The sequence below is a fragment of the Pseudomonas sp. TE50-2 genome, from assembly GCF_040813665.1.
In the GTDB taxonomy this organism is placed as follows: Bacteria; Pseudomonadota; Gammaproteobacteria; order Pseudomonadales; family Pseudomonadaceae; genus Aquipseudomonas; species Aquipseudomonas soli.
On the sequence record NZ_JBFNXN010000001.1, the window covers coordinates 554,636 to 569,542 of the forward strand.

A 14,907-nucleotide genomic window follows, 5' to 3' on the forward strand; every position below is an offset into this window, starting at 1 on the left:
ATTTTTGCGCTCAGGCAAGGCGTCGCGACGAGTCGTAGCCCAGCTACGGCGAGGAGCGACAACGCTGCATGAGCGCAAAAAGCGCCGCGAGTTATGGTCGTTATTTGTGAAACACCACACTAGCGACCAGGCACAAAAAATCCGATGCCTTGCGGCATCGGATCTTCATGCGGTGATCAAGCCGACAGGCCTCGACTGTCGGGCATCAGGCACGTCTGCCGGATGCTAGCTCGATCAGGCGTCGGTGGACGCTGTGGCCTTGTTGCCACTGTTGATCAGCGGTCCGTAGCGCCGGCTGAACTCCTGGTTGTAGGGCACGTGGTTCTTGTTGAACCCGCTGTCCCAGTTGACCGACCAGGTCATCAGGCCCTTGATCGACACGCCCTTGGCATAGAGACGCTTGAACGCGTTGGTCACTGCCGTCGGGTTGATCACATAGCCGGTGGCGGCGGCGTCGACGTTGGCCGGCAGGCCGATGACGAACTTGTCGGCCGGGATCCGGGTGAAGCCGCGGGTGCCACTGACCAGGCTCTCGGTCAGGTAGAACAGGAAGTCCTCCTTCATGGCATCGTTGTTCTGCGCGATCCAGGCGCCGTTGCCATTGTTGGCCTCCTGCACCCAGAGCCCGTCACCCCCCTGGTTGTAGAACTGCGGGGCGATGAAATCGTAGTACCCCTCCAGTGCCTTGAGGTAGTCGACGTAGCGCCCGGCGCTGGTCAGGTAGGGGAACTCCGGTGCCATGCTGATGATGAAATGCTTGCCCTCGGCGGCGTAGTGATCCTTCACCAGTTTCAGCGCGGCAGGCAGGACCGTCTTGTTGGCGGCGAAATCGATCGCGCTCTGTTCAAGGTCGATGTCCAGCCCGTCGAAACCGTAGGTTTCCACCAGGCGAATGATTTCATTGGCCAGCGGTTGTTCATGGCCCGGGTTCAGGGCGATATGCGCATCGGCGCCGCCCAGGGACATCAGCACCGCCCGGCCCTGGCTGTTGAGCACGCCCACCTGGCGCCGGAACTCGGCATCGGACAGGTTGTAAGGCTTGAAGGTCGGTATGCCGCTGCCCTTCATGAAGGCCACCGCCACCACGTTGTAGTCGCGTGGCACCTCCTCCAGGCTCATGTTGGCGAACTGCCCGCGCTGGTAACCATCCGCCGGGCCGGCCGGCCAGTTGTGCCAGTAGCCCATGAGGATCTTCTTGCCCGCCAGGCTGGGCATTCGCGATGCAGCGTCATCCTGCGCTGCCTTGAGTTGGGTAAAGTCAATCGTTGCCATGTTCTAATCCTTCAGAACGTGTGTAGATCCCGCAGACTTACTGGAAGTCGACGTCGAATGCCTGGTAGAAGGCGTTGCCGGTATTGGCGACGATCCACATCAGCACGATCACGTGACGGCCTTTCTTGTTGGCCGGCAGCTTCACTTCGTGATCGACCTTGGCCTTCAGCTCGCCGGCGTGGCTGTAGTACGGCACCTGAGGGTAGAAGTCCTCGGCAAACGGCTTGTCTTCCAGTTGCGCACGGGTGATGCGTTGTTTCGGGTCCCAGCCGTCCTTGGTGATCAGCCAGCGATAGCCGCGGGTGGTATGCGGCGCGGTGTAGCGCCAGGTCACCTTGAACACTTGCCCGGCGTCGACATTGATCAGCGGCCAGGTGAAGGCGCGGTTGAGCTTCTTGCCCATCTCCTCGTCGGTGAAGTTGACGCAGTCACGAGCGTCGGTCTTGCCACCGCTGAGGATGTAGCCATCGGCGGGCGGCGCGACGCTCGGGTTGTCCGACTGGAACGGCGCGGGGAACGGACCGGCGGCCAGGGCCGGGAAGTTCTTGCCGCCTTCCATTTCATCGACCTGCCAGCCGCTCAGCACGCCGAGGTCGATGGCGACGGCGCCACGCGAGGCTGGGGTGGTGACACGACCGTGGCGAAGCGGGTTCTGGTTTTCTGGTTGGTTCATCGTTGTAACTCCATGTGGTTTGAGAACTCTCCCTTTCCGAAGGAGAGGCCTTCAAACTAACGGAGCTGGATTTATTGTCCACGCAGCCATTTTTGCTCCTGGCGTGCTCAGGCATTGGAATCGCCAATGAATACTGGACAAATATACAGTACCGCTTGAGTTCTCCTACCCGCCCTGAAGCAAAACACCTACACGCCAGCGCGACGTCTGGCCAGTGCCCGAGCCTGTCAGCCAATGAAGTACTGCCGGCGCTTCGAGCGGTAGTTCGACGGATCCAGGTGCACGGGCAGCCATTGCCCGGCCGTCTCCTTCAGATAATTGCCCTGGCTGCCGGGTCGGGCCTGGTACCTTGCCGCCAGGTAGCGGGCGTAGTGATGGTCGAACAGGCGCATGAATTCGCCGAAGTAGATGTCCGCCACCCGGGTGTCGCCGTGGATCACCAGCATGTTCTCGTCGTTCTTCACCTGGGAGGCGCTGCTGAAGTTCGCCGAGCCCGTCACCACCGTGGGCTGCTCGCCCAAGGGATCGACCAGCATGTACTTGGTATGGATGTAATCGTTGCTGTTGAGCGGGTTGTCGCGTTCCTTCAGCGCGTTGGCCAGCGTGTTGTCCTCGCTCAGATGGCTACCGGCCGCGAAGATCACATCACCGTCGGTACCGATGTTCTCGGTCGCGCTGAGCGGATCGTCCTTGATCACGTAGCGCAGCACATCGTTCTGTGCCTGGAACACCGTCTGGAACTCGGCGGCGATATCGAAAGCAGCGGTGAAGCACACCAGTTGACTGGCCGCGCTGGCCAGGTTTGCGTACCACTGCAAGGTCTTGCGCGCCTGGGGCTCGTCCTTTACTTCGCGCGGGCTGAACACGGGATAGGTGCCCGGCTGCAATGGCAAGGGCGGCAGCGGGCTGGCCAGGGCATTGGGCGTGCGCAACTTGCCCGGCGTCAGGTTGCGTTGCAGGCGGGTCCAGTAGTCGAGGTATTGCCGGGCGATTTCGGGGTCGTGGACGACGTGCCCCACGTTCGAATGGCCGAAGATCCCACCGGCCGAGATATTGGTCGAGCCGGTCCAGACACTGACCGGCTGGCCATGCTCGAGCAGCACGATGAACTTGTTGTGGCGGATACCCTCGCTGACCGTGCGCGGATGAGCGTGGGCGCCCAGGCCGGCCTGGGCGATGGTGGCCTGGTTCTCGGCCTTGTACTTGCTGGCCGCGTCAAAGACGACCTGCACGTCACCTGCTTGCGCGGCATCGCTTAGCGCCTGGGCGACCGGCAGGTAGTGAAATTCATAGAACGCCGCGCGCAACCCCATGCCCGGCCTGGCACCGCGTTCGATGAAGGCAAGCAGGGCCTCGTACAAGCCTCGCGAAAGCCATCGCATCGGCTTGGATTGCGGCGCGTCGGGGTCGGGGGCAACGTTGTCGAACTCCCGGGCATAGGCCTGGGAGCCGATCACGCCACGGTTGAAGTGCACGTCGTGGCGCACGCCCGTGCCCGGCGCCGCCGTGCTTTCGCAGCGCACACGCACGGCAACACCCAGGGCCTCATCCACACGCAGGTTCTTCGGCTCGCCGAACACCGGTTGCACCGCGTACTCGTAGTCGCCTTCGGCAGAGGCGGTGTAGTCCGCCCATAGGAAGCTCTGGATGGGGTGTTCGCTGGTCGGCACCCGCGTGCCCGGGGGCAGCCCCTTGTCCTTGTCTGCGAAGCGTTTCAAACCACGCAGGTAGTAGCGGGTACGCACCTGGCCGGCCGCGTCGAACTGCTTGCGCTGCACGGCAAAGCCCAGCAGGTTCTGCTCGCCGACCAGCGTCGCAAGGTTCGGTGGCGTGACGAAGTCCCAGGCCAGCACCACGACATGGGTGCCAGCGATAGCGCGTACGCGCAGGTAGTCGCCAGTGGCGGATGCTCGCATGGGGGCGCTCCTTGCAGGAAGGTTACTGGTAGGGTGTGCGGACCTTGATCTGCTGGTTGTCGGGGGTCCCGCCGGCCGGGCACGGCATTGGGCCGAGCTGCTTGTCCAGGCAGACCCAGAGCTCTTTCAGGCGGTTGCCCGAACCCACCGATACCCGCAGGCTCTGCGCAGGCAGCGCCGGGTTATGGGCCAGGAACGCCTGCTTGATGTCGCTCACCTTGGCGTCCACCAATTGGTTGGGACCTGCTTCGCTGCCGAGCATTTCCTGCAGGGAGGGCCGCTGCAGCGAGTCGTAGACCCGCTGGATATCGGCAAAGTAGCGCTCCGGCGACGACCAGCCGCAGGTGCCGTGGGCCTGCCATTCGTTCTGCATCAGGTCCGGCCCGGGCATCATGCACAGGTGCTGCCTGACCAAGGGCGCCGGTAGCGAACCGACTGTCTGGCAGTTGCGCGGATGGTCCTGGTTGGACCTGGCGTAGCCATTCTGCGGCCACAGGCCGTGCACCACCCATTCGAAACGATTGCCCGAGAAGCACTGGAAGGCATGCTTTTCGCGTTGCGCCTTGGGCTTGTTGCGCTGCGCTTCACAGTGCTCCGGCGACCAGGACAGCACCAGGGCCAGGTAATCGGTGGGCAGGTCCTTGTTGACGTAGTCCACCGGGCGGGCCGGCGCAGGCTCGACGTTGTCGGGCAACGCGCAGATCTGCTCGGCGAAAGTGGGCGAGGCGGCGGCTGCCAGGCAGCCAAAGAGCAGCGCTTTCAGGCAGGTTGCAGATTGTGGCGTCCATTGCATGATGACCTCCTTGTCGGGTGCGACAGGCTCCGTGCCTGTCGCTCGGTTAAACCCGTCAGGTGATGGTGTAGCGCGAATATGACGATTCGTCAGTGGCGGTTTGCTGTATCGTTCGCCCTGCGGCAGCACCCAGCGTCAATGAAGTGGAATAACATGAACCGTCGTAAAAAGATCAACCAGCTGTTGAAAGCCCACGCCAAGAAGGCCAGCGCCAAGTTGGCGCCGAAAAACAGGAACCCCTACATCTCCAAGGCCGACCGGTTGAAACTGGCGGTCGAGGCCGGCCAGCCCGAAGCAGACTCGGTGAGCGACGTCGCGCCGGCACAGCCCTGAACCTTCTGCATGAGCGAGCAATGCAATGGACCTCAAGTTCAGCCACGTGGATGTACTGGTCGCCGATCTGGGCGCAGCCTGTAGCTATTACGCGCAGGTGCTGCGCGCCGACATTTCCCGCACGCTGGTCTGGGAACGCGGCGGCCTGCACGTCCACTATGCGATCGCCCGGGTCGGCCAGGAGCGTTTCATGCTGGTCCAGCCGCTGGCGGGCAACCTCAAGGACCTGCTCGATACCCACGGCGAAGGGATGATCTACCGCCACTGCTACTCCACGCCTGACATCGAGCAAGCCTATGACCAGCTGACGGCCAATGGCATCCAGCCCGAGGACGAGAACGGCAAGCCACTGGCTCGCGAGCACCTGCAGTCGCCTGCCGGAGCCCGCATCATCTGGTTGCCCAAGCGTTTCGGGCATTTCTCGATCGAGATCATCGAGGCCCAGGCGCTCGAAGCCTTCATCGCAGACGCGTTCAGCCCTTTGGCCGTTGCAGGCTGACTGCGGCGCCTGTCACTCGCCAGGCCCTGCAAACGCCCGCACCAACTGGTCGATCACCGCGCGCACCCGCGCCGTGTGGCGCAGGTCCTGGTGGGTGACCATCCACACCTCGTAGGGCTGGCTGCGCGTACGCTGCGGCCAGACTCGCCGCAAGCCGTCACACTGCCCAAGCTCCACCGGGATCTCCCCTAGGCCCAGGCCTTCGGCGATGCCGCGGCGCAGCATCATGCTGGCGTTGGCCGCCATCACCACCCGCCCTTCGCCCATGGGCACGTCCACCAGGGTCGGTTCGGCGCGATCGCGCCAATACGGCTCATACACCACCAGGTCGTGGCCGGCAAAGCTGCCCTCCTCCGGCACGCCCCGCCGCGCCAGGTAATCCGCCGAGGCGAACAGGCCCATCTGCCAGCTGGCCAGCTTGCGCAGCACCAGGTCGGGGCTGTCCGGGCGCTGGTTGCGAATGGCGATGTCGGTTTCGCGTTGCGACAGGTTGACGATCTCCGAACTGCCACTGAGCACCACGCGCACCTCGGGATGGGTCTCATGTACTTGCCGCAGTGCCGGGATGACGAACTCCAGGGCCAGGGAGTCGGTAGTGGCTATGCGCACCTCGCCGGCCTCCTCGTTATCCGCGCCTCGGGTTCGGCGGGCAAGTTCCAGGGCCGCCTGTTCCATCTTCTGCGCCATTTCCACGGCCACTTCACCGATGGCGGTCAACTGATAACCGGCCGGCGTGCGCAGGAACAGGGTCGAGCCCAGGTCCGCCTCCAGCGCCGCCACCCGCCGGCCCACCGTGGCCTGGTCGACCCGCAGCACCCGGGCGGCGCGGCGCAGGGTCTGTTCGCGGCTCAAGGCCAGCAGCATGCGGGCATCATCCCAGTTCATTGGTCCACTCCTGATTCAGCGCAGTCATTGCCGGCTGAAGAAAATCTGCAAAGGTGCGTCGCAAAATCGCCGCGCGACCGGACAACCCGGCTTGCATACCCTGTGACGCAACGGGCCGACACGGCCTTTCTTCAGAATGACAGAGGTCTTCATGCGTCACATCATCCCCAGCCAAATGAGCGCCATCGACATCACCCGGCCAGGCGGCCCCGAGGTCCTGCAGGTCGCCAGCCATGCCACGCCCCAGCCAGGCCCGCGCGAGGTGCTGGTGCAGGTGCATGCCGCTGGCGTCAACGGCCCCGACCTGCTGCAGCGCAAGGGCCTGTACGATCCACCCGCCGGCGCGCCGGCCATCCCGGGCCTGGAGATCGCCGGCAAGGTGGTGGCCATCGGCGAGCAGGTCCGTCACTTTGCCCTCGGCGATGCCGTGATCGCCCTGGTCCAGGGCGGTGGTTATGCCGAGTACGCCGTGGCCGACGAACGCACCACCGCGCACCTGCCGGAAAACCTGTCGATGGTCGAGGGCGCGGCGCTGCCGGAAACCTTCATGACCGTGTGGGTCAACCTGTTCCAGCGCGGCGGCTTCAAGGCCGGTGAAAGCGTGCTGATCCATGGTGGCGCGTCGGGCATCGGCACTACCGCGACGCAACTGGCCCGGGCCTTCGGCGCGGCGAAGATCTTCACCACGGTCAATGGCGCCGGGCAACAGGCCGCAAGCCTCGAACTTGGCGCCGACGTGGCCATCGACTACACCCGCGAGGACTTCGTCGAGCAAGTCATGGCGCACACCGACGGCAAGGGCGTGGATGTGATCGTCGACATCATCGCCGGCGACTACGTGGCGCGGAACTTCAGGGCCGCCGCCATGGACGGGCGCATCGTGCAGATCGGCGTGGTCAAGGGCCCGGCCACCGAGGTCGACCTGTTCCCGCTGCTGACCAAGCGCCTGACCCATATCGGCTCGACCCTGCGCGCGCGCAGCGCCGACGACAAGGCGGCGATCCTCAGCGAGCTGCAGGCCAAGGCCTGGCCCCATGTACGCAGCGGCGCGGTCAAGCCGCTGATCCACGCCACCTTCCCGCTAGCCGCGGCCAGCCAGGCCCATGAACTGATGGAGTCGGGCCGGCATATCGGCAAGGTGGTGCTGAACGTCGCGCACAAGGGCTGAGTCAGTCGAGCGCACCGCTGCCCAGGGCGATCCTGATCGCCTGGGCGGTGGTGCTCACCCCCAGGCGCCGGCGGGCGGCGCGCAGGTGGTTTTCCACCGTGCGCAGCGACAGTCCGAGGGTGGCGGCAATATCGGCCTGGCGCTGCCCGGCGGCGGTCCAGGCCAGGACCTGGCGCTCACGCTCGGACAACCGCCCCTGGCCGCTGGGTGCTTCCAGCAGCCGCCGAGCGCCCGCGAACGCGGCCTGGGCCAGCAGCGTCAGGGCCAGCCGTGCGGCAGGTGTCGCCACGACCTGCGCGCCACCGAAACTCATGGCGCCTTCCAGGCCTGCGGGACCGAACACCGGCACCTGCAAGCCGTGGATGCCAGGCCCGCTCGGCGCCCGCACCACCCGGTAGCGCTCGTTGCCATCGTCCAGCCGCTTGCTCCAGAAGAACGGCTCGCGTGCCGCCAGCAGGTGACGGGTCACCGGACAGTGGCGCACGTAGGTCTGGGCGTCGACCGCCTGGCCATCGCCAAACCAGTCGCCCTCCACCCAATGGATACGCTCGACCACCTCGTCCCGCGCAGCGCTGGCACTGAACAGCACGAAACGGTCATAGCCCAGAGGCCGGGCGACATTGCGCACGGCCGACTGGATATCCGCGAGGTCAGTGGCCTGCGCGATCCGCTGGACGGCTTGCACCACCTGATCGAATGGCAGGTCCCTCATCCGCCGTTGACTGCCTTGAGCAACGCCGAGGCGGCCAGCTTGCCCAGGGCATTGCCGGCCAACGGACTGTCACCGGTGAGCAGCTTGCGGTCCTGGTGGACGGCACCGGAGATACCCTCGTTGATGATCTCGACGCCCTGGCCCTGCAGGCGTTCGCCGAACTTCCAGGTCAGGTGGCCGGGCATGTAGCCGATGTCCGGGGTCTTGGCATCCAGATCGTCAGGGAAGGCGCAGATCTTGTAGCCGTCGTAGAGCTTGCCGCCGGCCAACAGCGCCGCCGGGCCGTGGCACAGGGTGATGACGAACTTGTCGTGGTCCGCCGCCCATTTCAGCACTCGCCCGACTTCCTCGCTTTCCGGCAGGCCGATCAGCGCGCCGTGGCCGCCCGGGATGAACACACCGATATAGTCCGAGTTCTCACCCAGGGCCTGTTCCAGCACATCGGCGAGCTTGCGCGGCTGCTTGAACGCTGGCTTGTAGCGATCGAACAGGCCCAGCACCTCGGTGTCCTCGCCCGGCATGGCCCAGTACTCGAACTTGACCGGGTTGCCCGACAAGGTCGCGACGTCGAAGGCAAAACCGGCCTTGTCCAGGTGGTACATCGGCAGCAGGGTTTCCACCGGGTGGTTGCCGGTGGAGAACAGCGTGCCGTTGTCGGTGAGCAGGTAGCGCTCGTCGGCGCCGATCAGCAGGACCTTCCAGCGTCCGCCGCGGTAGGCGTCGGGATAGTCGGCGCCGCTGAGGTCGGACTTGCGCGAGGTGAACTGGCTGAGGGAATACGGCGAAGGGAAGAAGGCATTGTCCTCGGCCGGGTCGGGCGTTGGGCGTTTGTCGTCGTTGGGGCTGGTCATGGTAGTGCTCCTGTGGCCTGGGGTAGGTAACCGGATCCATGCTAGGAGGCCGCCGGATGAGCGGCAATGAGGGTTTTCCCTCAGTTCAGCGGCCCTGTCCAAAGATAGGCCGCTGCCAGTGCGGGTCAAGCTCAACTCATCATTTACGCGAAAAACCCAGGTATAAAAAAAGCCCACCGGTAGGTGGGCACAAGAAAGCTCCAGTTCGTACAGCGTGTTAGAAACGCTCTCCATGCAACCTGCTCTACTAGAGCTTAAGACCGTTTGATAAGTATGTTTTTAGGCATTCAGAATGCAGTATATCGAATATTATCGATATAAGTATCCCCCCCGCCGTCATAGAACCGGAAAGACGCGATGGCTGCATTGGGTGTTGTAAACGTTACGCGCGTGGAGTACCAGGTATATCCGGCGGGGGTAACACTAAAATCAGGCGTAGTGATGACAGGTTGGATCTCCGTACCGGCTGCCGTATAAAAGCGTACGACACTGCGGACCCTGCTGGCGTCAGCGATATCGAAACTGACACTCCTGGCGAGGCTTCGCAGCTCGAACCTGACTTGGGCTGAACGATGCGCAAAAATCACGTTACCATAAGTTGGATACCACGCCGCGCAGTAACTCGGCGTAATATAGGCAGTGCCATGATCCACGGTAACACGTACACCCAGAAAATCGACTGAGGTACCCTTTGCCAAATACCGTGGCGCTTGCTGCTCGAAATATTCGAAAGGCAGCCCACCGCTCAATTTGACAGTATCGACATCAGAGTAAAAGACCTGTTTCGCCCCGTTATGGATAACTTGATAGAACACTGACAGCGGGGCAGCTGTCGAGTTTATGACCGCCTGAATATTTGGCTGTAGCACTCCCGCCAGATTCAGGGTGATATCCTGAACGCCGACTTTCGAGACGAAGGTTGTGCGCGTCGAATAATTTCCAATCTTGACAATTATTTCATCACCCACTGCCTGCCCGGGATAGTGCGGAATTTGTACAAGCAACTGATTGTCACTTCGCGCGGCCAAGTTCAGATTGCCACCGCTGACTTGTGGCAACACAGGCGCTGGGTAGGTGCTTTTCATCATGGCAGCGGTCGCCACCCTGAAGATACTGTCATCGGAGGCTTGTGTCGGCTTGCCCGGCCATTCGATGGTGTAATACACCGTTACTTCGGCTGGTGCGTTTCCTTTGAGCTGCAGTTCGGAGGCAGGCACAGTGAAATGGCTGGCCGTATCTCCCGCTTGAAGCACCTGCTCGTCTTCGTAATAGCCACCGTCGTCGGACTCCCAGAACAAGGTGATCGTGCACGGCGAAGGCTGCTCGACACCCGCCGGGATGGCGAAGTCCAAACCAAACTGGTAGGTACTGTCGGTCGGGTCGAGCAGATTGTTCGCCAACTGCGGGTCTGCATAAGGCGCGGGCAGTGACGCGGAGAGGTAGCCGAGATGATAGACAATTGCTTGGGACGCCAGGGTACGTTTGCCCCGTTTGACTTCATATGAGACCTCGACGTAGCCACCATCGAACGGTTTGAGGTAGTGAGGCCCATCGAGCTTGATATAGATGACTTTGTTGACCCATTGACTGCTCACACGGAACATTTTTGCGCGCAGCACTTGTACGGAGCCATCAGACTGGGTGGCATGCCAGGTCACCGTGACTTCATCTTCCTCAAGCAGGTTGGCGCTCAGCGGGATTTGCACATGAGCAACCTTTCCGTCCGCGTCCAGCCAATCATTGACCGCTTCGTGTACGTTCACCACCGGCATCAGTGCCGGCACACCTTTGACGTTGATGAAACCCTTTTGCGAAGGAGTGGTGCTGTTCTGCGAGGTCACGGTGTAACTGAACTGCGCACCGCCGCCACCCAGCTTGGCCCACTCGTCGAAAGGCACTTCAAAATCCAGGGGGCTGCAGGGATTGACGACCACAAGCGGCCCGAAATCGAGGGTGATGGCCTGCCCCTGTTGTGACGTCCCGACCCAGTGCAGCAGCACACTGTCATTGACCTTGAGTTTCTCGTTGACCCGCACGACCGCATGGTCGCCTTGGATGTTTGCAAGATCAAGGTCACCGGTCGTGATAACCGCCCCATCAGGGTCCAGTACCACGGGCGCGCCCAGCGTGCTGTTGGTCAGTTTGACTTCGACGAACGCGTCGCTTGACCATTCCGATTCGTTACCCACCACATCCATGACGAAGTAGTAGACCGGCAGCGCCTTGCTGTCGCCCGCCGCCTGAATCGTGCTTTCATCCACTTCGATTACGATAGGCTTGTTCAATTGAGCAAGCGTCACCACGTGCACGATCTCCTCATCGCCCCAGTACAGGTTGAGCTCATCGTGTTCGTTCATGCTCAGCCATGGCTGGATCGTGACCTTGACCTTCGCCTTGGCCTCGGTAGGGCCAATGACACCGGATGCTGGTTTGGTGATCTCCGGCGCTGGCAGGTCCAAGCCGACGCCCTGCACGCCCTTCACACCCGGCTGGCCCTTTCGATACAGCGTTTTCACCGTTCCTGATGCACTGCCAGGATAGAGGTTGTACGACAGCTCCGCCTCACCCTCAGGTATATCATTACCTTTGACTTTGATGCTGGTGTAAGGGCCCGACTGAATTGAGCCCCAGATGGTCTTGTTGCCCCACTTCAACCCCACGCCGGAGTTCGGTTTGAATGAAGAATGTGCGGCAATCAGGACCGTGACCTCATCGCCTTGATCGGCAACCAGTTCGTCGCTGATACCGAAGTCGATACCCGCCGCAGGGTGCACCGCATCATAGACAAATGGGCGTGGTAGATCGCTAGCCTTGGGTTGGCCATATTTTCCTGCCACGTACTTCTGGAAATCATTCAGTTCATCCTGAATGGTTTGTGTGCCGTTAGTAGATGAAGAAATAACGTTGCCAGGGTCGACGCCTGGAATACTCGAAGCAGCCATGGATCCATCCTCGGAAGTTGAATTGCAACCTCAAAATAAGGTGGATGGTGGTTCCCAACAACTGGCAGAAATATCAGTTGGTCTGTCGCTAGACACCGTCGTTACCCGATGGCCCAGGCGCGATAACTGCAGGCGTATCGACGTCGCGCAGCACACCGCTGTCCTGCAATTCCAGGAGCAAAACGCTGTTCGCATGCCGCCGCAGCACCGAGCGCGCGCCTTCATCACCAGCCAACAGCGTCAGCTCGGCCCAGTAATCCCGGCCGAACACCACCGGGTGGCCGTTCTGCCCCTGATGACGTGGCACCACGATGACCGAGGGCGCCGCCGAGGCGAGCAGACGACGGAAGGTCTCCGCCCCGATCCACGGCATGTCGCCGAGCAGGATCGCCACCGCCTGCGCCTCGCTGTCATCCAGCGACGCCGCGCCGGCCGCCAGGCTATGGCCCATGCCCATGCCCGCCTCGGGGCTGTGGACGACCCGGCAGGCTGGCGGCAGCCCAAGATCCTCGGCCCGCTCGCCTGCGCGCAGCACCACGCGCACCTCGTCAAACACCGCCAGGGCGCGCTCGACGCTGTGCTGCAGCAGGCTGCGCCCATCGGCCATCAGGGCCTGGCGCTTGTCCGCGCCGAAGCGCGCGCCCTGCCCGGCCGCGAGCACCAGGGCGACGACCTTCACAAGGCCTCGCGGGCGATGCCGCTGCGGGTCCGCAGGATATCGGCGAGCACCGCCAGGGCGATTTCCGCCGGCGTCTTGCTGCCCAGGTTCAGGCCGATCGGCGCATGAATGCGCGCCATGTCGGCATCACCCAGCTCGCCGATACGGCGCAGGCGCTCACGACGCTTCGCCGACGTGGCCTGTGAACCCATCACACCGATGTAGAACGCTTCGGTACGCACTGCTTCGAGCATGGCCAGGTCGTCGATCTTGGGGTCGTGGGTGAGCGCCACCACCGCGGTGTCGCGATGGCAGCCGCCGTTGGCGATGAACAGCGAAGGCAGTTCACGACGGATTTCTATCCCGTCCAGCGCCACGTTGTCCATCACCTCGTCGCGAGGGTCGCACAGCACCACCTCGAAGCCCAGGCCCTTGCCGAATTCGGCGCAGAAATGCGCGACGCTCGAATACCCCGCCAGCAACAGGCGCTGGGCGGCGCCGATGCGCAGGCGCACGCAATGCTCGCCACGCTCCACCCGTGGCCCCTGGCCGAGGTCATCGCTCAGCCGCCGTTCACCGCTGCGCAGGTCAACCTCGCGCAACAGCCGCCGACGCCCGAGCAAGGCGCTTTCCAGCTCGGCAAGATGCGCCTGGGTGGCGCAGTCGCTAGGCAGGTTCTCCACCAGCACGTCGAGAATCCCGCCGCACGGCAGGCGGATGTTGCCGCGAATGTCGCTGCCGTCGCCATAGCGCACCACGGCAACCGCCGTGGCGAACTCGCCGGCGGCGACCCGCTCGAGGAAGTCATCCTCGACACAGCCGCCCGACAGCGATCCCACCCAGTGCCCGCCCTCGCTCACCGCCAGCAGCGAGCCCGGCGCGCGCGGCGCCGAGCCATAGGTGCACAGCACGCTGCACAGCCACACGCGCAGACCGTCGCGCGACCATTGCGCCGCCTGGCGCACCACCTGCAGGTCGAGATGCTGCACGGGTCAATCCGCCTTCAGCTGGGCCAGCTGCTGGGTGGTCAGGTCGCCCGGCAGGCCGCCCCAGGCTTCGCGCAGGTAGTTGACCATGTCGTTCAACTGCTGATCGTCGAGCTTGTCGGCAAAGCCCGGCATCGGCTGCATGCGCTCGAAGCCGGTGAACTGCTGTTCGCGGATGCCGTCGACGATGGCCTTGACCAGGTTGCGCGAGTCGGCCTGGCGCAGCACGGTGTTGCCCTGCATGGCCACGGCAATGTGCGGCTTGCCCTCACCATCACCGCCGTGGCAACCGGCGCAGACATTGAGGTACTGCTGGCGGCCGCGCTTGGCGCTCTCGCCCAGGGTTTCATGGGCCACCGCCTGCACCACCTTGGCCGCCGGCGGCTGGTCGCCCAGCAGGTAGGTGGCCATGGCCGACAGGTCGCTGTCTTCAAGGTGCTGGGTGCTGTGGTGCACCACCGGGTACATCTCGTTGAACATGCTGCCCTGGGCGCTGATACCGTGCTTGAGGAAGGTTGCCAGGTCGGCCTGGTTCCAGCCGCGATCGGCCAGGTCCTGGGCCAGCAGGCTAGGCGCCAGGTAGCCCAGCAGCAGGCCGCCGGTCAGGCGCTTGTCCTGCTGCAGCGCGCCGATGGGATTGCGCGGGGTGTGGCATTCGCCGCAATGGCCGAGCACCTCGACCATGTACTGGCCGCGCTTCCATGCCTCGCTGTTGCCCTTGCCTTCCTCCAGCTGCACGCTCTTGCCGTACAGCAGGTTCCAGCCCATCAGGCCGGTGCGCACGTTGAACGGGAAGCTCAGGCTGGTTTCCGGCGCCGGCCGGTTGATTGGCGCCACGCTCATCAGATAGGCGTGGATCGCATCGGAATCCTCGCGCTTGATCAGGTGGTACGAGGTGTATGGCATGGCCGGATAGAGGTTGGCGCCGTCCTTGCGCTTGCCCTCGGTGAGGGCGGCGAAGAACTCGTCACTGCTGTAGTTGCCGATGCCGTGCTGCTTGTCCGGGGTGATGTTGGTGCCGTAGATGGTGCCGAACGGCGAATGGATCGGCAGACCGCCGGCGTAGGGCGCGCCGCCTTCGGCGGTGTGGCAGGCCATGCAGTCGGCGGCGCGGGCGAGGTATTCGCCGCGCTTGATCAATGCCTCGTCGGTCGCCTGGACGTTGCAGGCGACCAGCGCGCCAATGGCCAGGGCCAGGCTGCTCAGAACTCGCGTCATG

General features: G+C 63.4%; 13 protein-coding genes and 1 pseudogene. 3 read left to right on the forward strand and 11 right to left on the reverse strand.

Annotated features, from left to right (window positions below):
• Window positions 1–264: 264 nt before the first annotated feature.
• The 4 genes and pseudogenes from AAHK21_RS02430 to AAHK21_RS02445 all read right to left on the reverse strand — a co-directional run.
• Window positions 265–1,272, reverse strand: a pseudogene (locus AAHK21_RS02430) (chitinase); the annotation flags it as partial.
• Between the two features lie 37 nt (window positions 1,273–1,309).
• Window positions 1,310–1,945 carry a lytic polysaccharide monooxygenase auxiliary activity family 9 protein gene (locus tag AAHK21_RS02435; RefSeq protein WP_046855967.1) on the reverse strand — a complete coding sequence of 212 codons (636 nt, stop codon included), beginning with the start codon at window positions 1,943–1,945 and terminating at the stop codon, window positions 1,310–1,312.
• A 227-nt stretch (window positions 1,946–2,172) separates the two neighbouring features.
• Complete coding sequence (locus AAHK21_RS02440; protein WP_367856287.1) at window positions 2,173–3,861, reverse strand: phospholipase D-like domain-containing protein; 1,689 nt, start codon at window positions 3,859–3,861, stop codon at window positions 2,173–2,175.
• A gap of 22 nt (window positions 3,862–3,883) precedes the next feature.
• The gene (locus AAHK21_RS02445) at window positions 3,884–4,654 is read right to left on the reverse strand and encodes a ribonuclease (protein ID WP_367856288.1); all 771 of its coding nucleotides are present in this window, start codon (window positions 4,652–4,654) and stop codon (window positions 3,884–3,886) included.
• A 153-nt stretch (window positions 4,655–4,807) separates the two neighbouring features.
• Between AAHK21_RS02445 and AAHK21_RS02450 the strand changes: the two genes are divergently transcribed.
• Together AAHK21_RS02450 and AAHK21_RS02455 are read left to right on the forward strand one after the other, a co-directional pair.
• Window positions 4,808–4,987, forward strand: coding sequence for a DUF2986 domain-containing protein (locus AAHK21_RS02450; RefSeq protein ID WP_367856289.1), 180 nt, complete (start codon window positions 4,808–4,810; stop codon window positions 4,985–4,987).
• A 25-nt stretch (window positions 4,988–5,012) separates the two neighbouring features.
• Entirely contained in the window at window positions 5,013–5,486 is a 474-nt protein-coding gene (locus tag AAHK21_RS02455) for a VOC family protein (RefSeq protein WP_367856290.1), read from the forward strand.
• Between the two features lie 12 nt (window positions 5,487–5,498).
• Here the strand turns inward: AAHK21_RS02455 and AAHK21_RS02460 are convergent, their stop codons facing one another.
• Window positions 5,499–6,371: a LysR family transcriptional regulator gene (locus tag AAHK21_RS02460; protein WP_367856291.1), complete on the reverse strand. Its 873-nt coding sequence runs from the start codon at window positions 6,369–6,371 to the stop codon at window positions 5,499–5,501.
• Window positions 6,372–6,546: 175 nt separating this feature from the next.
• Between AAHK21_RS02460 and AAHK21_RS02465 the strand changes: the two genes are divergently transcribed.
• A complete protein-coding gene (locus tag AAHK21_RS02465; RefSeq protein WP_367858938.1) occupies window positions 6,547–7,539 on the forward strand; it encodes an NAD(P)H-quinone oxidoreductase in 993 nt (330 codons plus the stop codon).
• Window position 7,540: 1 nt separating this feature from the next.
• On the opposite strand, the gene AAHK21_RS02470 is transcribed toward AAHK21_RS02465, so the two are convergent.
• From AAHK21_RS02470 to AAHK21_RS02495, 6 genes are all read right to left on the reverse strand, one after another.
• A complete protein-coding gene (locus AAHK21_RS02470) occupies window positions 7,541–8,251 on the reverse strand; it encodes a PA1136 family autoinducer-binding transcriptional regulator (protein ID WP_367856292.1) in 711 nt (236 codons plus the stop codon).
• On the reverse strand, window positions 8,248–9,102 hold the full coding sequence (hchA, locus tag AAHK21_RS02475) for a glyoxalase III HchA (RefSeq protein ID WP_367856293.1): 855 nt from the start codon (window positions 9,100–9,102) through the stop codon (window positions 8,248–8,250). Before hchA ends, AAHK21_RS02470 begins: the two co-directional genes overlap by 4 nt.
• 287 nt (window positions 9,103–9,389) lie before the next feature.
• Window positions 9,390–12,044 carry a hypothetical protein gene (locus AAHK21_RS02480; RefSeq protein WP_367856294.1) on the reverse strand — a complete coding sequence of 885 codons (2,655 nt, stop codon included), beginning with the start codon at window positions 12,042–12,044 and terminating at the stop codon, window positions 9,390–9,392.
• A gap of 88 nt (window positions 12,045–12,132) precedes the next feature.
• Window positions 12,133–12,723 carry an NTP transferase domain-containing protein gene (locus AAHK21_RS02485; RefSeq protein WP_367856295.1) on the reverse strand — a complete coding sequence of 197 codons (591 nt, stop codon included), beginning with the start codon at window positions 12,721–12,723 and terminating at the stop codon, window positions 12,133–12,135.
• Window positions 12,720–13,691 carry an XdhC family protein gene (locus tag AAHK21_RS02490; RefSeq protein WP_367856296.1) on the reverse strand — a complete coding sequence of 324 codons (972 nt, stop codon included), beginning with the start codon at window positions 13,689–13,691 and terminating at the stop codon, window positions 12,720–12,722. The genes AAHK21_RS02485 and AAHK21_RS02490 overlap by 4 nt, the downstream gene beginning before the upstream one ends.
• A 3-nt stretch (window positions 13,692–13,694) precedes the next feature.
• Window positions 13,695–14,906, reverse strand: a complete 1,212-nt coding sequence (locus tag AAHK21_RS02495) for a c-type cytochrome (RefSeq protein ID WP_367856297.1) — start codon at window positions 14,904–14,906, stop codon at window positions 13,695–13,697.
• Window position 14,907: the final 1 nt, after the last annotated feature.

What these genes read in the sequence shown, in the direction of transcription:
- AAHK21_RS02435 (WP_046855967.1), bottom strand. Translation starts at nt 1,945, where the DNA reads ATGAACCAACCAGAAAACCAGAACCCGCTTCGCCACGGTCGTGTCACC.
- AAHK21_RS02440 (WP_367856287.1), bottom strand. Translation starts at nt 3,861, where the DNA reads ATGCGAGCATCCGCCACTGGCGACTACCTGCGCGTACGCGCTATCGCT.
- AAHK21_RS02445 (WP_367856288.1), bottom strand. Translation starts at nt 4,654, where the DNA reads ATGCAATGGACGCCACAATCTGCAACCTGCCTGAAAGCGCTGCTCTTT.
- AAHK21_RS02450 (WP_367856289.1), top strand. Translation starts at nt 4,808, where the DNA reads ATGAACCGTCGTAAAAAGATCAACCAGCTGTTGAAAGCCCACGCCAAG.
- AAHK21_RS02455 (WP_367856290.1), top strand. Translation starts at nt 5,013, where the DNA reads ATGGACCTCAAGTTCAGCCACGTGGATGTACTGGTCGCCGATCTGGGC.
- AAHK21_RS02460 (WP_367856291.1), bottom strand. Translation starts at nt 6,371, where the DNA reads ATGAACTGGGATGATGCCCGCATGCTGCTGGCCTTGAGCCGCGAACAG.
- AAHK21_RS02465 (WP_367858938.1), top strand. Translation starts at nt 6,547, where the DNA reads ATGAGCGCCATCGACATCACCCGGCCAGGCGGCCCCGAGGTCCTGCAG.
- AAHK21_RS02470 (WP_367856292.1), bottom strand. Translation starts at nt 8,251, where the DNA reads ATGAGGGACCTGCCATTCGATCAGGTGGTGCAAGCCGTCCAGCGGATC.
- hchA (WP_367856293.1), bottom strand. Translation starts at nt 9,102, where the DNA reads ATGACCAGCCCCAACGACGACAAACGCCCAACGCCCGACCCGGCCGAG.
- AAHK21_RS02480 (WP_367856294.1), bottom strand. Translation starts at nt 12,044, where the DNA reads ATGGCTGCTTCGAGTATTCCAGGCGTCGACCCTGGCAACGTTATTTCT.
- AAHK21_RS02495 (WP_367856297.1), bottom strand. Translation starts at nt 14,906, where the DNA reads ATGACGCGAGTTCTGAGCAGCCTGGCCCTGGCCATTGGCGCGCTGGTC.